The organism is Trabulsiella odontotermitis (assembly GCF_030053895.1).
Lineage (GTDB): Bacteria > Pseudomonadota > Gammaproteobacteria > Enterobacterales > Enterobacteriaceae > Trabulsiella > Trabulsiella odontotermitis_C.
Window position 1 is genome coordinate 970,505 of the sequence record NZ_CP125781.1, and the last position, 18,231, is coordinate 988,735.

14 protein-coding genes and 2 pseudogenes are annotated in these 18,231 nt (G+C 54.1%); 9 read left to right on the top strand and 7 right to left on the bottom strand.

The window, feature by feature from the left end; genetic code table 11:
* Positions 1-33: 33 nt before the first annotated feature.
* The 4 genes from fraB (at position 34) to fraE (ending at position 4,394) form a co-directional block, all read left to right on the top strand.
* Complete coding sequence (gene fraB, locus QMG90_RS04765; protein ID WP_241353417.1) at positions 34-1,011, top strand: 6-phosphofructose-aspartate deglycase; 978 nt, start codon at positions 34-36, stop codon at positions 1,009-1,011.
* Positions 1,012-1,072: 61 nt separating this feature from the next.
* The gene (locus QMG90_RS04770) at positions 1,073-1,921 is read left to right on the top strand and encodes a fructoselysine 6-kinase (protein WP_283282810.1); all 849 of its coding nucleotides are present in this window, start codon (positions 1,073-1,075) and stop codon (positions 1,919-1,921) included.
* A gap of 53 nt (positions 1,922-1,974) precedes the next feature.
* Positions 1,975-3,294, top strand: a complete 1,320-nt coding sequence (locus QMG90_RS04775) for an anaerobic C4-dicarboxylate transporter family protein (protein ID WP_057107723.1) — start codon at positions 1,975-1,977, stop codon at positions 3,292-3,294.
* A 56-nt stretch (positions 3,295-3,350) separates the two neighbouring features.
* Complete coding sequence (fraE, locus tag QMG90_RS04780) at positions 3,351-4,394, top strand: fructose-asparagine asparaginase (RefSeq protein ID WP_283282811.1); 1,044 nt, start codon at positions 3,351-3,353, stop codon at positions 4,392-4,394.
* A 14-nt stretch (positions 4,395-4,408) separates the two neighbouring features.
* On the opposite strand, the pseudogene QMG90_RS04785 reads toward fraE, so the two are convergent.
* From QMG90_RS04785 to QMG90_RS04815, 7 genes and pseudogenes are all read right to left on the bottom strand, one after another.
* A pseudogene (locus QMG90_RS04785) lies at positions 4,409-4,654 on the bottom strand (LysR substrate-binding domain-containing protein); the annotation flags it as partial.
* Positions 4,655-5,021: 367 nt separating this feature from the next.
* Positions 5,022-5,306 carry an SbtR family transcriptional regulator gene (locus QMG90_RS04790; protein ID WP_283282812.1) on the bottom strand — a complete coding sequence of 95 codons (285 nt, stop codon included), beginning with the start codon at positions 5,304-5,306 and terminating at the stop codon, positions 5,022-5,024.
* A 366-nt stretch (positions 5,307-5,672) separates the two neighbouring features.
* Positions 5,673-7,040, bottom strand: a complete 1,368-nt coding sequence (locus QMG90_RS04795; RefSeq protein ID WP_283282813.1) for an efflux transporter outer membrane subunit — start codon at positions 7,038-7,040, stop codon at positions 5,673-5,675.
* A 3-nt stretch (positions 7,041-7,043) separates the two neighbouring features.
* Positions 7,044-10,148, bottom strand: a complete 3,105-nt coding sequence (locus QMG90_RS04800; protein ID WP_283282814.1) for an efflux RND transporter permease subunit — start codon at positions 10,146-10,148, stop codon at positions 7,044-7,046.
* Entirely contained in the window at positions 10,148-11,269 is a 1,122-nt protein-coding gene (locus tag QMG90_RS04805; protein ID WP_283282815.1) for an efflux RND transporter periplasmic adaptor subunit, read from the bottom strand. Before QMG90_RS04805 ends, QMG90_RS04800 begins: the two co-directional genes overlap by 1 nt.
* 135 nt (positions 11,270-11,404) lie before the next feature.
* Positions 11,405-11,974, bottom strand: coding sequence for a TetR/AcrR family transcriptional regulator (locus QMG90_RS04810; protein WP_283282816.1), 570 nt, complete (start codon positions 11,972-11,974; stop codon positions 11,405-11,407).
* A gap of 219 nt (positions 11,975-12,193) precedes the next feature.
* A complete protein-coding gene (locus QMG90_RS04815) occupies positions 12,194-13,102 on the bottom strand; it encodes a LysR family transcriptional regulator (protein ID WP_283282817.1) in 909 nt (302 codons plus the stop codon).
* Positions 13,103-13,228: 126 nt separating this feature from the next.
* Between QMG90_RS04815 and mhbT the strand changes: the two genes are divergently transcribed.
* The 5 genes and pseudogenes from mhbT to QMG90_RS04840 all read left to right on the top strand — a co-directional run bounded on the left by mhbT (position 13,229) and on the right by QMG90_RS04840 (position 18,214).
* Positions 13,229-14,587, top strand: coding sequence for a 3-hydroxybenzoate transporter MhbT (mhbT, locus tag QMG90_RS04820; RefSeq protein ID WP_283282818.1), 1,359 nt, complete (start codon positions 13,229-13,231; stop codon positions 14,585-14,587).
* An 11-nt stretch (positions 14,588-14,598) separates the two neighbouring features.
* Positions 14,599-15,636: a gentisate 1,2-dioxygenase gene (gene gtdA / locus QMG90_RS04825; protein WP_283282819.1), complete on the top strand. Its 1,038-nt coding sequence runs from the start codon at positions 14,599-14,601 to the stop codon at positions 15,634-15,636.
* A gap of 14 nt (positions 15,637-15,650) precedes the next feature.
* Positions 15,651-16,352, top strand: a complete 702-nt coding sequence (locus QMG90_RS04830) for a fumarylacetoacetate hydrolase family protein (RefSeq protein ID WP_283282820.1) — start codon at positions 15,651-15,653, stop codon at positions 16,350-16,352.
* An 8-nt stretch (positions 16,353-16,360) separates the two neighbouring features.
* Positions 16,361-17,005, top strand: coding sequence for a maleylacetoacetate isomerase (maiA, locus tag QMG90_RS04835; RefSeq protein WP_283282821.1), 645 nt, complete (start codon positions 16,361-16,363; stop codon positions 17,003-17,005).
* 14 nt (positions 17,006-17,019) lie between these two features.
* Positions 17,020-18,214, top strand: a pseudogene (locus QMG90_RS04840) (3-hydroxybenzoate 6-monooxygenase).
* Positions 18,215-18,231: the final 17 nt, after the last annotated feature.

Genomic DNA, 18,231 nt, shown 5'->3' on the forward strand with positions numbered 1-18,231 from the left:
TTCGCCGGGTCAAAGTAAGAACCAGAGGGATGTATGATGAGTATGAAAGAGATTGTTAGCGACATTTTGGCCAGCCAGGTGGATAAAGGGGGAGTAAAATACGTTTATTATGTGGCCTGCGGTGGCTCTTATGCTGCGTTTTATCCGGCAAAAGCCTTTTTAGAGAAAGAGGCGAAAGGTCTTACCGTTGGCCTGTACAACAGCGGAGAATTCATTAACAACCTGCCATCGGCATTGGGAGAGAACGCAGTTGTTATCGTGGCTTCGCACAAAGGAAATACCCCGGAGACCATTAAGGCGGCTGAGCTTGCACGTCAACATGGCGCACCGGTTATTGGGTTAACATGGGTAATGGATTCGCCATTAGTCGCCCATTGCGATTACGTGGAAAGCTACACCTTTGGTGATAACAAAGACATTGCTGAAGAGAAGACAATGAAAGGTTTGCTGAGCGCAGTAGAGCTATTGCAGCAGACTGAAGGCTATGTTCATTACGACGACTTCCTTGACGGGATAAGCAAAATTAACCGAATTGTCTATCGTGCTTGTGAGCATGTCGCAGAGCGGGCTGTGGCTTTTGCGCAGGAATACAAAGACGACAAAGTTATTTATACCGTAGCAAGCGGTGCTGGTTACGGTGCGGCATATCTCCAGAGTATCTGTATCTTTATGGAAATGCAGTGGATTCACTCAGCCTGCATCCACAGCGGTGAATTTTTCCATGGGCCTTTTGAGATTACTGATGCGAACACACCATTTTTCTTCCAGCTATCTGAGGGCAGCGCGCGGCCTGTAGATGAACGCGCTTTAAACTTCCTGAAAAAGTATGGCCGCCGGATTGAAGTTGTCGATGCGAAAGAATTAGGGTTATCTACTATCAAGACGACGGTGATAGATTATTTCAATCATTCTCTCTTTAATAACGTTTATCCTGTCTACAATCGCGCGCTTGCAAGGGCTCGTCAGCACCCGTTAACCACGCGTCGCTATATGTGGAAAGTTGAGTACTAATTACAGGGATTTAGAAAAGGCAGGGACGCTTTTTATTCTATATATAAATCAAGGATTAGTTATGAGCATCAGCGTTATAGGTATTGGTGACAATGTTGTCGATAAATACCTCCATTCCGGAGTGATGTATCCGGGGGGGAATGCATTAAATTTTTCCGTGTATGCAAAACTCGCAGGCGTACCTGCTGCTTTTATGGGAGTCTTTGGCAATGATGAGGCTGCAAGGCATGTGCAGGATGTCTTACATGAGTTGCAGATAGATATCACCCACTGCCGTCATTATGCTGGTGAGAATGGATACGCATGTATTCGACTCAAAAATGGTGATCGGGAGTTTGTTGCCAGCAATAAAAATGGGGTGCTGCGCGAGCATCCTTTGAAACTATCACAAGATGATCTCCATTATATTTCTCAATTCAATTTAGTACACTCCAGCATCAACGGTTTTCTGGAGCCAGAGCTGGAAAAGATAAAACAGAATAATAATCTTATTTCGTTTGATTTTTCCGGGCGCGGTACTGATGAATATTTCGAAAGTGTATGTCCATGGATAAGCTACGGTTTTATTTCATGCAGTGGTTTATCATCAGATGAAATAAAAGAAAAGCTTGAGAAAATTTATCATTACGGTTGCCAACATGTTATCGCGACCCGCGGACATGAGGGGGTTTATTATTTTTCGGCCAATGGTTATCTTGAGTGGCATCCTCAGTATATCGAACCAGTGGATACGCTGGGAGCGGGTGACGCTTTTTTAACCGGTTTTATGCTCTCCATTATGCAATCCGGTACAGATAAACCTGATGATGAAATAGTGATGTCAGCCATGCGGGCGGGAGGGCAATCTGCTGCGCAGGTTTTATCACATTACGGCGCATTCGGTTTTGGCAAACCTTATTCTGCCTGTTAACGCTGTTCCATTAAATTAACCCAGCATTCACTCCACACAGGTCAGGAGGAAGTATGTTTTGGACGGAATTGTGTTTTATTCTTATCGCTTTGATGATTGGCGCCAGGATCGGCGGCGTATTTTTAGGGATGGTCGGTGGGTTGGGTGTGGGCGTCATGGTATTCGTATTCGGCCTGACACCTTCAACACCCCCCATTGATGTTATTCTTATTATTCTTTCTGTTGTATTAGCTGCAGCATCATTACAGGCAGCAGGGGGGCTGGATTTACTGGTTAAACTGGCAGAAAAAATCCTGCGACGTCACCCACGTTACATTACGTTACTGGCTCCTTTTATTTGTTATATTTTTACCTTTATGTCTGGAACAGGGCATGTGGTATACAGCTTGTTGCCGGTGATCTCTGAAGTGGCTCGTGACTCGGGGATCCGTCCAGAACGCCCATTATCCATTTCCGTAATCGCCTCACAGCAGGCAATCACCGCCAGCCCGATATCAGCCGCAATGGCGGCGATGATTGGCCTGATGGCGCCTTTGGGTATTTCAATTTCCACCATTATGATGATTTGTGTCCCTGCAACATTGATCGGTGTGGCAATGGGGGCGATAGCGACTTTCAATAAAGGCAAAGAATTAAAAGACGACCCGGAGTACCAGCGTCGACTGGCTGAAGGAGTTATTCAGCCGGTTCAGAAGGAAAGCAAAAAAACAGAAGTCACGCTGCGTGCCAGGCTCTCTGTTGTGCTGTTTTTAATGAGTGCGGTTGTGATTGTATTGTTGGGGCTTATTCCGGCTCTGCGCCCAATGGTTGAAACAGCAAAAGGGCTACAACCGCTTTCAATGTCTGCCGCAATCCAGATTACCATGCTCTCTTTTGCCTGCCTGATTGTATTGCTGTGTCGCCCGCAGGTGGATCAAATCATTAGCGGTACGGTTTTTCGTGCCGGTGCGCTGGCGATTGTCTGCGCCTTCGGGCTTGCCTGGATGAGCGAAACCTTTGTGAATGGGCATATCGAACTGATCAAAGCGGAAGTCCAGACACTTTTACAACAGCATACCTGGCTCATTGCTATCATGATGTTTTTTGTATCCGCGATGGTCAGCAGTCAGGCCGCAACAACGCTTATTTTATTGCCGCTGGGGTTGGCGTTAGGGTTGCCAGCCTATGCGCTGATTGGTTCATGGCCAGCAGTCAATGGCTATTTCTTTATTCCTGTGGCGGGCCAGTGTCTGGCAGCATTAGCTTTTGATGACACCGGAACCACGCGGATTGGTAAGTACGTGCTTAATCATAGCTTTATGCGACCAGGCTTAGTCAACGTCATTGTTTCGGTTACCGTTGGCTTAATTATTGGAAAAATGGTGCTGGCCTGATTATTTAAAAGTCAGACAGGTTTCACCCTGTTCAATTAAATTCAGAGGAAGATAAAATGAATATAAGAATATTCATTGCTATGGCTTTGCTTTTTATCAGTCAAAGTATATTTAGCGCTACCACGCAACCTCATATTGTGATTCTTGCTACAGGAGGCACGATAGCAGGGACGGCAGCAAGTACAACACAAACATCGGGTTATAAATCCGGTGAAATTGGCGTTCAGACATTAATTAATGCCGTGCCAGAGATAAAAAATATTGCACGTGTTGATGGTCAACAAATTGCTAATATTGGCAGTGAAAACATGACCAGCGATATTATTTTAAAACTGTCTCAGCAGGTGAATACGCTACTGGCGCGGGATGATGTTGATGGTGTGGTGATTACTCATGGCACAGATACGTTGGATGAAACGGCGTATTTCCTGAATCTGACGGTGAAGAGTGATAAGCCCGTGGTATTCACGGCCGCAATGAGACCCGCGACAGCGATCAGCGCAGATGGCGCGATGAACCTGTTGGAAGCCGTTACTGTGGCCGCAGACCCGAATGCCAGGGGCCGCGGGGTGATGGTGGTATTAAATGATCGTATTGGTTCGGCAAGATTTGTCACTAAAACTAACGCGACCACGCTGGATACATTCAAAGCGCCTGAGCAGGGGTATCTGGGGGTTATTGTAAACGGTAAACCGCAATTTGAGACGCGAGTGGAAAAGGTGCATACCCTGCGTTCAGTATTTGATGTGCGAAACCTGCGCAACTTGCCGAAAGTCGTGATTATTTATGGTTACCAGGATGATCCGGAATATATGTATGATGCAGCAATTTCGCATCATGTTGACGGAATCATCTATGCCGGAACCGGGGCGGGTTCTGTTTCCGTCAGAAGCGAGGCAGGGATCAAGAAAGCAGAAAAAGCCGGAATTATAGTGATACGTTCATCCCGCACAGGGAATGGCGTTGTACCAGCCGACAAAGGTCAACCTGGACTGGTCGCTGATTCATTAAATCCCGCTAAAGCCCGGATATTACTGATGACTGCGCTGACGCAAACAAAAAACCCGGAGCTGATCCAACACTATTTCAGCACCTACTAAGCAAATTCGCCGCGCTAAACCTGTGCCAGAAAATACAAAAAGCGGTTTAGCGCAGCGGAGGGTGTTTCATTATTACGCCAGAAAACACCCACGCTTCCTTTCTGCTCTATTTTTGGCAAGTTTAGGATCACCAGCTGTCCCTGGCTGGCGTAGCGTTGTGCCAGACGTAAAGAAAGAATGGAGATCATATCGCTGCTTTGCAGCAGGTTGGTGCTGACGTTCATAGACGCGGATTCGATGGTATTCTCCGCCAGCATGACGCTCTTAAACCATCGCGGCATTGACCTGCAACAGGCTTCCTGAGTTACAGCCGCTTTCCAGATTGACGGGATGCGGTGTACATCGTCATGATTGGCCTGAGTGAAAACGGCCTGTGACTGATGACGCTACGGCTTGTGGCGGTAAATCGCTCACAATCCAGTGTGGTGAAGCCCTCCTGGCTCTCACGGTAAAAAGCGTTAAGCTTTTGGTGAAGGGCTTCTTTTGCCGTCATTGTTTATCTACTCTAAAGCGTAAACTCAGACAGGAACAATCTGGTATTGGCACCGCCTTAGCAAGCCCGGGGTGGTGTGAAACCTATCTGTTTCACATTTTAATTTCATTGATGGATGAAAATTGAGGTTCCTGTTATGAGGGCTGACTTATCAGGATGGCGCTCGTAATTAATTGAACAAGGTGATCTGCCCGCGAGGCGAATGATGGCTGGTCAACTGCCCAGCCCAGCGCCGTTATTAGCGCGAACAGGTCATCGCCATTCATGTCCATGCGCGCCATGCCTTCAGCCTGGGCGCGTTGTAGCAATTGAGCGCCTGCTGAATGCACTGCGGCACATGAAGCGTAAAGCGCGGAATCTTTATCCGTGTGAGCCGCGGCCATCATAGCGACCACACCCCTGTAGCTTTGTGTGAACATCACCAGTTCCTGGAACCAGGCAAGAAGCGCCTTATCAGCTGAAACCGAAGTTTCGAGCCAGGCTGGTGAAAGGCTTCAATCATCTGGTCGCTGCCGTCCTTGACCAGGATCCGTCCGTGCAGGGTGGCAGGAGAGTCGTATTCCTGGCGAGTGACGATGACAGCGCCCTGGCGGAGGTCGGTGTACTTGCGGAAAAACTCGGTTTCTCACCCGTTCCGCTGGGTGGACTGTCAGAAGGGGGCTTGCTTGTGCATGCGCGCGGAAAAAAATGGGGGCACCTGATATTCAAGGACCTGGTCTCGTTCGATAAGTGACAGATAAAACACACGGCCAACGGCGTGATGCGTCGTTGGCCAACCTGTCGGGTCAGTCAACCACCCCGCCTCCCAGCGACTGCCACAGGGCAATACGGTTATCCAGCTCGGTTTGCTGCAGCGCGATCAACGATTCCTGCGCTGACCACAGTGTGCGCTGCGCGGTCAGCACCGTCAGGTAATCGTCGCTTCCGGCCTGATAGCGTTTCACGGCGATATCCAGCGTCTGCTGCTCAGCAGCGACGTACTGGCGCTGGGCATCCAGCTCTTCATTCAGCGTCTGGCGGCGTGCCAGCGCATCGGCCACATCTTTAAACGCGCTCTGAATGGTTTTCTCATAGGTGGCGATCAGCCCTTTTTTCTCCGCTTCAGCATAGCGAAGCTGCGCCATATTGCTGCCGCCGGTAAACAAGGGCAGGGTAACCGATGGCGCAAACGACCACACCTTCATACCATGACTAAACAGCGATGAGAGTGAATCACTACCCACACCCGCACTGGCGGTAAGAGAGATTGTCGGGAAGAAGTTGGCGCGCGCTGCGCCGATATTTGCATTGGCGCTCAGCAGATTATGTTCCGCTTCCTGAATATCCGGGCGGTTGAGCAGCACAGCGGAGGAAACCCCTGCGGGCACCAGCGTGATGGTGTTGTCGCTTAAACTCTCCAGCGTACCCGGTAACAGTGAGTCCGGCACTGTCTGACCGGCCAGCAGGTTGATGGCGTTTTTGTCCTGCATTACCTGCGTCTGATAACTCGCCACGCTGGCGCGGGCCTGCTGGTAGACGCTCATCGCGGAACTCACGTCAGTGGCGGCGGCGGTGCCCACGTCCATCTGGCGTTTCACAATTTTCAGTGAATCCGCCGCGCTGTTCATCGTCTGCTGCGCCAGCGCGAGATTGCTGTTATCGGCGGCCAGCGTCACCCACGCGGTGGTGAGTTCGGAAATCATCGTCAGACGTGTGTTCTGCGCGGTGTACTCGCTGGCAAGCCAGGTCTCCCGCGCGGCGCGGGAGAGGCTCTGGTTACGGCCAAACAGATCCAGCTCAAAGCTGGATACTGCGCCTTCCGCCTGCGTTGTGGTGCTGACGCCGGTGGTGGTGGTGCGGCTACGGCTACCGGTTAGCTCCGCATCCACCGTCGGGAAGAGCGACGCGCGCGTTTCCCCGTATTCGGCGCGGGCAGCGTCGATATCAGTAATCGCTTTTTGCACATCGCGGTTGCTGTTTAACGCCATGCTGACCACCTTATTCAGACGGGCATCTTTCACCACCTGCTGCCAGTTGCCGATCACTGCCGCGGCTTGCCCCTGCGTACCCGGCAGCATTGCCGGGATGGGCGCGTCGGGCCGTTGATAGTTCGGGTCGAGTGATACGCAGCCGACGCTCAGGAAGGCGATAAATAAAACAGAGAAACGAAACATAACTTACCCCTGACGGCGTTTACCGGCGAACAGGCGTTTCACCAGCACAAAGAATAAAGGAACAAAGAAAATCGCCAGCAGCGTTGCGGTTAGCGTACCACCGATAATCCCGGTACCGATGGCGATACGGCTGTTGGCGCCTGCGCCAGTGGCAATTGCCAGCGGCGTTACCCCGGCGACAAACGCCAGCGACGTCATGAGGATCGGGCGCAAACGGGTTTGTGCCGCGCGCAGCGCCGCACGGGAGAGGGAGTAACCCTCGTTCACCGCCGCTTCGGCAAACTCGACGATCAGAATGGCGTTCTTCGACGACAGGCCAATCGTCGTCAGCAGCGCCACCTGGAAGTAGACGTCATTGCTGAGACCTCGCATCCACGCCGCCAGCGCCGCACCCAGCAGGCCGAGTGGGATCACCAGAATGACAGAAATCGGTACTGACCAGCTCTCATACAGCGCGGCCAGACAAAGGAATACCACCAGAATCGAGATGGCATACAGGCTCATCGCCTGGCCGCTGGCCAGTTTTTCCTGCAGCGACAGACCGCTCCATGCCCAGGTGGAACCGGCGGGCAGATTGTTGGCGAGCGTTTCCATGGTGGTCATTGCAGTACCGGAACTGGCGCTGGTGGCGTTCTCGCCCTGAATCTCATAGGCGGCTGCGCCGTTGTAGCGTACCAGGCTTTCCGGGCCGTATTCCCAGCGGGTGGTGGCGAAAGCAGAGAATGGTGTCATGCTGTCATCGCTGCCGCGCACAAACCATTTACCCAGATCAGACGGGGATGAGCGGGAATCGCTGTCGCCCTGGATATACACTTTTTTCACGCGTCCACGGTCGATGAAGTCGTTCACATAGGTGCCGCCCCAGGCGCTGGAGAGTGTTGACGTGACATCGCTCAGCGACAGGCCCAACGACACCGCTTTGTTGCTGTCGATATCGACCTGCAACTGCGGCGTTTGCGGCATATCATTGGCACGTACCGCATGCAGCGTGGCATCCTGACTGGCTTTGCCGATCAGCTCATCGCGCATTTTCAGCAATTCCGCACGATCGGTGCCGCCGCTGGCCATCAGTTCGAAGGTGAAGCCGTTGCTCTGGCCCAGACCATCCACCGCCGGTGGCGTCATGGCAAACAGCGTGGCGTCACGGATCGCCCCCAGCTCCTGGGTGGCGCGCAGGGCAATCGCCTGTGCGGTGTTTTGCGCGCCCTTACGTTCGGACCAGTTTTTCAGGGAGACAAACGCCATTCCGGCGTTCTGGCCGCTGCCACTGAAGCTAAAGCCGTTAACGGTGAAGATAACGTTGGTGTTGTCTTTTTCCTTATTGAGAAACCAGTTGGTGACCTGTTTGCTCACTTCGGCAGTACGGGAGTTGGTCGCGCCCGCAGGCAACGTGTACTGCACCATGATCTCGCCCTGGTCCTCAACTGGCAGGAAGCTGCCCGGCAGTTTCCACATCGCCAGCGCCATGCCGCCGCAGACCGCCAGATAAACCACCATCACCAGCCCGGTACGGCTGAGCGTGTTGAGCACCTTATGTTTGTACTTACGTTCGGTCGAACCGTAGAAGCGGTTAAACGCGCCGAAGAAACCTTTTTCATGCGCCGGGGTGTGACGCAGAATCGAGCCGCAGAGGGCAGGCGTTAATGTCAGCGCCACGACGACGGAGAGCAACATCGCCGAGATAATGGTGACCGAGAACTGACGATAAATCACTCCGGTTGAGCCACCAAAGAAGGCCATCGGCAGGAATACGGCGGAGAGCACCAGCGCGATCGCCACCAGCGCCCCGGAAATTTCTCCCATTGATTTTTCAGTGGCTTCGCGGGCGGGTAGCCCTTCGTCTCGCATAATACGCTCGACGTTTTCCACCACCACGATGGCATCATCCACCAGGAGCCCGATGGCGAGCACCATCGCAAACAGCGTTAAGGTATTGATGGAGTAGCCGAACAGCGCCAGCACGCCAAAAGTGCCGAGCAGCACGACGGGTACCGCCAGCGCCGGGATCAGCGTCGCGCGGAGGTTCTGCAGGAACAGATACATCACGCAGACTACGAGGATGATCGCTTCGAACAGCGTTTGTATCACGTCCTCAACGGAGATTTTAATAAACTCGGTACTGTCTTTCGGATACGCGACATCATAACCCTGCGGCATGTTGCGTTTGTATTCGTTGATTTTTTCTTTTACCAGCGTGGCTGTGCTCAGGGCGTTCGCCCCCGGCGCCAGCATCACTGCCATCCCGGCGGCCGGATGACCGTTCAGTCTGGCAACGGCGGTGTAATCTTCACTGCCCATCTCGACGCGAGCTACGTTACCAATGCGTACCACCGCGCCGTCAGACTGGCTTTTCACGATGATGTTTTTGAACTGTTCGACCGTTTGCAGGCGCGACTGCGCACGCACAGTGGCGGTCAGTTGCTGGCTGTCAGGCGACGGCAGCGCGCCGATTTTACCTGCGGAGACCTGCACGTTTTGCGCTTCTATCGCCGTCTCCACGTCGGATGGCATCAGGGAGTAAGAGGCGAGTTTCGCCGGATCCAGCCAGATACGCATCGCGTATTCGGCGCCAAATACCTGCAGGCTGCCGACGCCCTCGATACGGGCCATGGGATCCTGCATATTACTCACCAGCCAGTCGGCGATGTCAGAGCTGCTGGCTTTATCGGTTTTATCGTACACCCCCATGATGAGCAGGAAGTTGCTCTGGGATTTCACCACGGTGACGCCCGCCTGCTGAACCTCGCTCGGCAGGCGCGACTCCGCCTGTTGCACTTTGTTCTGCACCTGTACCTGCGCAGTATCGGGGTCGGTACCCTGCTCGAAAGTGACAGTAATGCTTACCGAACCGTCGGAACTGCTGGTGGAGGTAAAGTAGAGCAGGTTATCCAGCCCGGTAAGTTGCTGTTCGATGACCTGGGTCACACTGTTTTCCAGTGTTTGTGCTGATGCACCCGTATATGTGGCGGAAATTTTAATCGACGGCGGCGCGACATCCGGGTACTGCGCCACCGGCAGCGTATTGATGGCCAGCATCCCGGCCAGCATAATCAGAATCGCGATAACCCAGGCAAAAACCGGGCGACGCACGAAGAAACTGGAAAACATCAGGCGTTTCCTCCGTTGGCCTTCACTTCAACGGGTTTCACCTGTTGGCCAACCACCACTTTGGCAGAACCTTCGACGATTAACTTATCGCCCGTTTTCAGGCCGCGTAATACCAGCCATTTGTCGCCGTAGGTTTCGCCTGTCTCGAGTTCACGCTGTTCGACTTTGTTATCCGCGCTTACCACCAGCGCGGTGGCAGTGCCTTTGGTATCGCGGGTAATGCCCTGCTGTGGGGCCAGAATGGCATCGTTCATGATGCCTTCATCCACTTTGGCACGCACAAACATCCCTGGCAGCAGTTGCTGTTTCGGGTTAGGGAATACTGCGCGCAGGGTTACGGAACCCGTGGATTCATCCACCGCCACTTCGGTCAGCGCCAGACGCCCTTTTTCGCTGTAGGTTGAGCCATCTTCCAGAATCAGCGTCACGTTCATCGCATCGCTGTTGGTCGCCAGCGACTGTTTGCGCAGGCGTAGCAGGTCGACGCTGGAGCGTGTGAGGTCAACGTACATGGTGTCGAGACTGCGAATGGTCGCCAGTGCGGTGGTTTGTTCAGCAGAGACCAGCGCGCCAGGCGTCACCGATGAAATGCCGATGCGTCCGGCTATCGGTGCGGCGATGGTGGTCCAGTTCAGGTTGATGCGTGCGCTTTCCAGCGCTGCTTTTTTTGACTCGACGCTGGCTTTATCCTGCGCACAGGTCGAGGCGGCGTCATCAGCATCCTGACGTGAAACCCCGTTCTCTTTCACCAGTTGCGCATAACGCTGCGCTTTCGAACAATCGGCGGTCACCAGCGCCTGCGCCTGCTTCAGCGCGGCGGCGGCTTCGTTCCAGGTGGCGCGGAAGCTGTCTGCCTCAATCTGATAGAGTGCCTGCCCGGCTTTAACGTTATCGCCTTCATTAAAAAGCCGTTTCTGGATGATGCCGGTCACCTGCGGACGAACTTCCGCGCTCATCGCGGCGGTGGTGCGCCCGGTGAGTTCACTGACCACGGAAACGGGTTGGCTTTTTAATGTAACGACACCCACTTCCTGCTCCGGGCGTTGGGGCGCTGATGTTTGCGCATTATCGCATCCGCTCAGGAGAAATAATGCGGCAAAGGTGGTTGTGATGTATTTCATCTTTTTTCTCAAGGTGAATGACGTCCTCCCCGCGGATATATTGCGAGGATTTAAGGGTGAACGAATCCACATTCCCGGTTTCCCGGAAATGACAAAAAAGGAGAATTAAATTCCCCCGCTGATTACAGGATTAAATTACTTAACAGCGATAAGCATATTGATAATTTCCTGATAGATTTTTTCTAACGCCTCGGGTGAAACTTTTTGCGGCGTTAAACGGCGGTAAATGGAACCTTCCATCATGACCGCGATGACTTCCACACAGCAACGCACGCGTTCCGGGCTGAGGTGTGGGTGTTCTTTTTGCAGATGGGCGCAGGCGTTGTTGAACATACGCTCATCGGCCTCGGCCAGCCAGGCGGCGACCTGCGGGTTACGCGTGGCTTCCGCCGACATCTCAAGCATTAAAGCGTCGTCATCCTCACTCAGGGTAAAACGACAGGCCAGCAGATGTGGCAGCAGATGAGTCTGGGTGTTGCCTTCCATCTCGGCGATACGGTAATCGATGATACGGCGGATCATCTCTTCGATAATGGCGTCTTTACTGGCGAAGTAGCGATAGATTTGTCCGACGCTGAGTTTCGCTTCCGCGGCGATTTGCGACATGCTGGCAGCATGGAAGCCGCTGTCGCGAAAACAGAGGCGTGCAGCGGCAATGATATCGTCCTGCCGTGCTTTCTGTCGGGCTTCCAGTTTGCTGATCATGCATCGCTCCGTATTTTTGGGTGGTGAGAATGATCGTTCTCATTTTTGCTCATTATACGGCGATAATGGATAATGAGAAGTATTTTCTGGAATTGATTCTTTCTTTTTATTTCACCTTAAAAATAATGAAGAAAAAAAGGATTTTTTGTGAAATTACAAATGCAGGTTCGGATTTAAGCGCTGTTTATTATTTTTCAGGCTGTATTTGTATTCGCCGCGCTAAACCTGTGCCAGAAAATACAAAAAGCGGTTCAGCGCGGCGGAGGGTGTTTCATTATTACGCCAGAAAACACCCACGCTTCCTTTCTGCTCTATTTTCGGCAGGTTTAGGATCACCAACTGTCCCTGGCTGGCGTAGCGCTGCGCCAGTCGCAAAGAAAGAATGGAGATCATATCGCTGCTTTGCAGCAGGTTGGTGCTGACGTTCATAGACGCGGATTCGATGGTGTTCTCCGGCAGCATGACGCCGTTATCGACCAGCGCGTTATCAATGCTGATGCGGATAGGCGTTCCTGTCGGCCAGACAATCCAGCGCCAGTCGGCGAGATCGTTCCAGGTCAGCGTGGCATGCCCGGCTAACGGGTGATGAGGACGCGCGACAAAGCAGACGGGTTCGGTGTACAGCACCTGATAGTTCAGCGGCAGTTGCAGCGCCCGGCCACCGACACGGCCAACCACGACATCGACCGACCCGGCCAACAGATCATGCAGCAGCGGGGTCATTACTTTTTCTTCAATGTTCAGATGCAGCATCGGCATCTCATTGAGCAGATTGAGGATTGCCTGCGAGACGCAGTCGGTCGCCACCGGTGAACAACCGATTTTCAGGCTACCGACCAACCCACCCGCTTTAAAGCGCGCCATTTCATACTGCGAACGCTCCATATCGTTGATTAACCGCTGAGCATGTTGCAGCAACAGTTTTCCACCCTCGGACGGACGCAAGCCTTTACTGTGCCGTTCGAAGAGTGTGATCCCTATCTCATCTTCAAGCTGTGACAGCCATTTCGACAGCGCTGGCTGGGTGATATTCATCATTCTGGCGACGTGGGTCAGATTGCCCTGTTCGCCCAGCGCCACCAGCATTTGCAGATGATGGAGTTTCAGTTTCTGCGTCCAGTTCGCCATTAGCTATAACCCTCAGGTTATGTCTCTGCATGAAATGCCATTGTACATTTTATCGCCCAACCTACAAAGTCGTAACATATCAAAAACAAAACGACCTCTTACCTTACCTGCACTGAGGCATTTATCATGACTCAACGACGTGAACTACAAGCACTGATCGACGCCGCTCCCATCGGCAAGGTTCAGTGGCACGTGATCATCTGCTGCTTTCTGGTGGTCATGCTTGATGGCTTTGATACCGCGGCCATTGGCTTCATCGCACCTGATATCCGCACCCACTGGCAATTGTCGGTGGGCGATCTGGCACCGCTGTTTGGCGCGGGCCTGGTGGGATTAACCGCCGGCGCGCTGCTTTGCGGGCCGCTCTCCGACCGCTTCGGTCGCAAACGCGTGATTGAACTTTGCGTCGTGTTATTTGGTGCATTGAGTCTGCTGTCCGCGTTTTCGCCCGATTTACAAACGCTGGTTATTCTGCGCTTTCTGACCGGGCTCGGGCTGGGCGGCGCCATGCCAAACACCATCACCATGACCTCGGAATACCTGCCGACCCGTCGTCGTGGCGCGCTGGTCACCCTGATGTTCTGCGGTTTTACGCTCGGATCGGCGATGGGCGGGATTGTCAGCGCACAACTGGTGTCAGTGATTGGCTGGGATGGGATCCTGGTGCTCGGCGGCGTGTTACCGCTGATGCTGTTCTTTGCGCTGCTGGTGGTGTTGCCGGAATCGCCGCGCTGGCAGGTGCGCCACCAGTTGCCGCAGGCGACCATCGCCCGTACCGTCAGCGCAATGACCGGCGAACGATACGACAATACCCATTTCTACCTGAATGAAACGGCCGCGATTGCCAAAGGCAGCATTCGTCAGCTTTTCGTGGGTCGCCAGTTGCCCATTACGCTGATGTTATGGGTCGTTTTCTTCATGAGCTTGCTGATTATTTACCTGCTTTCAAGCTGGATGCCAACGCTGTTAAACCATCGCGGCATTGACCTGCAGCAGGCTTCCTGGGTTACCGCCGCTTTCCAGATTGGCGGGACGCTGGGCGCGCTGGCGCTGGGCGTACTGATGGACAAACACAATCCATTCCGCGTACTGGCGGTGAGCTATGCGCTGGGCGCGGTGTGTATCGTCATGATTGGCCTGAGTGAAAACGGTTTATGGCTGATGGCGCTGGCGATTTTTGGTACCGGGGTGGGTATCAGCGGATCGCAAGTGGGCCTGAATGCCTTAACCGCCATGCTCTATCCCACGCAAAGTCGCGCAACGGGCGTCAGCTGGTCCAATGCCATTGGCCGTTGCGGGGCGATTGTCGGCTCGCTTTCCGGCGGCGTGATGATGGCGATGAATTTCTCTTTCAACACACTGTTTTTCATTATCGCTGTTCCGGCGGTCATCAACGCGGTGATGTTAACCCTGTTGACGATAATTTCCCGCCCGCCAGCCTCTGTCCCTGATGCCTTGCCGCGTGCTGGCGTCGTGAACGATTAAGGAGAATCTCTATGTCTGAATATCATCAGGATGTTAAAAACAGCCGTCAGCAGTATTACCAGCGCATTTCGGGGCAGAACCTCACCCCGCTGTGGGAATCGCTGCATCATCTGGTGCCGCAGACGCCGAACGCGAACTGTGCCCCGGCGTACTGGAACTATCAGGAAATTCGCCCGCTGCTGCTGGAAAGCGGCGACCTGATTGGCGCAAAAGAGGCCGTGCGTCGTGTGCTGGTGCTGGAAAACCCCATGCTGCGCGGGCAATCCTCCATTACGTCAACCCTTTATGCGGGGCTGCAGTTGATCATGCCGGGCGAAGTCGCGCCCAGCCATCGCCATAACCAGTCGGCATTGCGCTTTATCGTCGAAGGAAAAGGGGCGTTTACCGCCGTTGACGGTGAGCGTACGCAAATGCACGAGGGCGATTTTATTCTGACGCCGCAGTGGCAATGGCACGACCACGGTAACCCGGGCGATGAACCGGTGGTCTGGCTGGATGGCCTGGATCTGCCGCTGGTGAATATTCTCGGCTGTGGCTTTGCGGAGGATTACCCGGAAGACCAGCAGCCGGTCTCGCGAAAAGAAGGGGACTACCTGCCGCGCTACGCTGCCAACATGCTGCCGCTGCGCCACCAGAAAGGAAATTCGTCACCGATCTTCAACTACCGCTACGACCGCAGCCGCGAAGCGCTGCACGACCTGACGCGCCTCGGCGAGGCTGACGAGTGGGATGGCTACAAGATGCGCTACGTCAACCCGGTGACCGGTGGCTACCCGATGCCCTCGATGGGTGCCTTCCTGCAACTGTTGCCAAAAGGTTTTGCTTCGCGCAGGGCGCGCACCACCGACAGTACCATCTATCACGTGGTGGAGGGCAGCGGCGAAGTCACTGTCGGCAACGAGACCTTCACCTTTTCAGCAAAAGATATTTTCGTGGTGCCGACGTGGCACGGCGTGTCGTTCAACAGTACGGACGACACCGTGTTATTCAGTTTTTCGGACAGACCGGTACAGGAAGCCCTCGGGTTGTTCCGTGAAGCACGCTATTAATTTGGGAGAGAGCCATGATTAAGTATGTTTTTGAACCGCAGGCACCCGTTACCGTCCCGGTTGTCGGTAGCGATGAGCTGTTTCCCGTCCGTCGCGTTTACTGCGTCGGGCGCAACTATGCCGCACATGCCCGCGAAATGGGTTTTGATCCGGATCGCGAGCCGCCGTTCTTCTTCTGTAAGCCTGCTGATGCGGTGGTACCGGTCGCAGCAGGCGAAACGCTCAATCTTCCTTATCCGACGCAAACCGACAACTACCACTATGAAATTGAACTGGTGGTCGCCATCGGCAAAAAGGGGAGCGACATTCCATTAGAAAAAGCCCACGACTATGTCTGGGGGTACGCCACCGGGCTGGATATGACCCGCCGCGACCGCCAGATGGAGATGCGCCAGATGGGGCGTCCGTGGGAAATCGGTAAAGCGTTCGATCTCTCTGCCCCGATTGCGCCGCTGCATAAAGCCAGTGAATCCGTGGATGTTAACAACGCGGCTGTCTGGCTACAGGTGAATGGCATCGACCATCAGCGCAGTGACATCCGTCACCTGATCTGGTCGGTTAACGAAACCATCAGCTATCTGTCCGGATTCTTTGAACTGCAACCGGGGGATCTGATCTTCACCGGCACGCCGGAAGGCGTGGGCGCGGTAGTCAAAGGGGATGTGATCACCGGCAACGTGGACGGGTTAACCCCCATCGCCGTGAAGATAGTCTGAGGTGATGCATGAAGCTGTACAGTTTTTTTAATAGCTCAGCATCGTACCGCGTACGCATCGCGCTGGCATTAAAGGGCATCGACTATCAGACGGTGGGCGTCAACATCCGCATCGGACAGCAAAACGCGCAGGCCTATCGCCGTATGAACCCGATTGGGCTGGTGCCGACACTGGTGACCGATGACGGCGACGCGCTCGGTCAGTCGCTGGCGATTATCGACTGGCTGGACCGGCATTTCCCGCAGTCGTGTCTGTTGCCAGCCAGCGACCCGGCGCGCAGCAGGGTGCTGGAGATCGTATACGCCATCGCCTGCGATATTCACCCAGTGAATAACATGCGGGTACTTCGCTATCTGAGCGAAGAATTAAAAGTCAGTGAAGAAGAGAAAAAACGCTGGTACGCACACTGGATCCAGCAGGGACTTAGCGCTGTCGAACAACTGCTGCGGGAGAGCCAGTCACAATCTTATTGTGTCGGGGATACCCCAACGCTTGCTGACTGTTGCCTGATCCCGCAGTGGGCGAACGCACAGCGCATGGAGTGCGACCTGAGTGACTATCCACGTTGTAAAGCGGTGTACGACGCCTGCACGCAGCTACCGGCGTTTATTGCCGCGGCACCCGAAAATCAACAAGACAAACTCTCAGCCTGAGAAGGAGAACGACAATGGCTAAAGTGACGAACGCAATTATCGTCGGCGGCGGAATCGGTGGAGCAGCGACTGCGCTTTCGCTGGCGCGTCAGGGCATCAAAGTGATGTTGCTGGAAAAAGCCCATGAGATTGGTGAAATTGGCGCGGGCATCCAGCTTGGTCCTAACGCCTTTTCCGCGCTGGACAGCCTCGGCGTTGGTGAAGTGGCGCGCCAGCGGGCGGTGTTTACCGATCACATCACCATGATGGATGCGGTGAACGCGGAAGAAGTGGTACGCATTGAAACCGGGCAGGCGTTTCGCGACCATTTCGGTGGGCCATATGCGGTCATTCACCGGGTGGATATTCACGCTTCTGTCTGGGAAACGGTGCTGACGCATCCGAATGTTGAATACCGGACGTCCACCAACGTCGTTGATATTCGCCAGACAGCGGATGATGTGACGGTGTTTGATGATAAAGGCAACCGCTGGACGGCAGATATTTTAGTCGGTTGTGACGGCGTGAAATCCGTGGTGCGCCAGAATCTGCTCAACGATTCCCCGCGTGTCACCGGTCATGTGGTCTACCGCGCAGTCATCGACTGTGAGGATATGCCGGAAGATCTCCGCATCAACGCGCCGGTGTTATGGGCCGGGCCGCATTGCCACCTTGTGCATTATCCGCTGCGCGGCGGTAAACAGTACAACCTGGTGGTGACTTTCCACAGTCGCCAGCAGGAAGAGTGGGGGGGTTAAGGATGGCAGCAAAGAAGAGGTGCTGTCGTATTTCGAGGGGATCCATCCGCGCCCGCGTCAGATGCTGGACAAACCGACCACATGGCGTCGCTGGTCAACCGCTGATCGTGAGCCGGTTGGCAAGTGGGGCACTGATCGCATCACGCTGGTGGGCGATGCGGCGCACCCGGTGGCGCAGTATATGGCACAGGGCGCCTGCATGGCGCTGGAAGATGCGGTGACACTCGGCAAAGCACTGGAGCAGTGCGATGGGGATGCGGCGAAAGCCTTTGCGTTGTACGAATCCGTACGTATTCCGCGCACCGCGCGTATCGTCTGGTCTACCCGGGAAATGGGGCGCATTTATCACGCGGCTGGCGTTGAACGTCAGGTAAGAAACCTGCTGTGGAAAGGCAAATCGCAGGCGGAGTTTTATCGCAGTATGGAATGGTTGTACGGCTGGAAAGAAGATAACTGTCTGCTGCCTCGCTAAAGAAGCGTAATTATCAG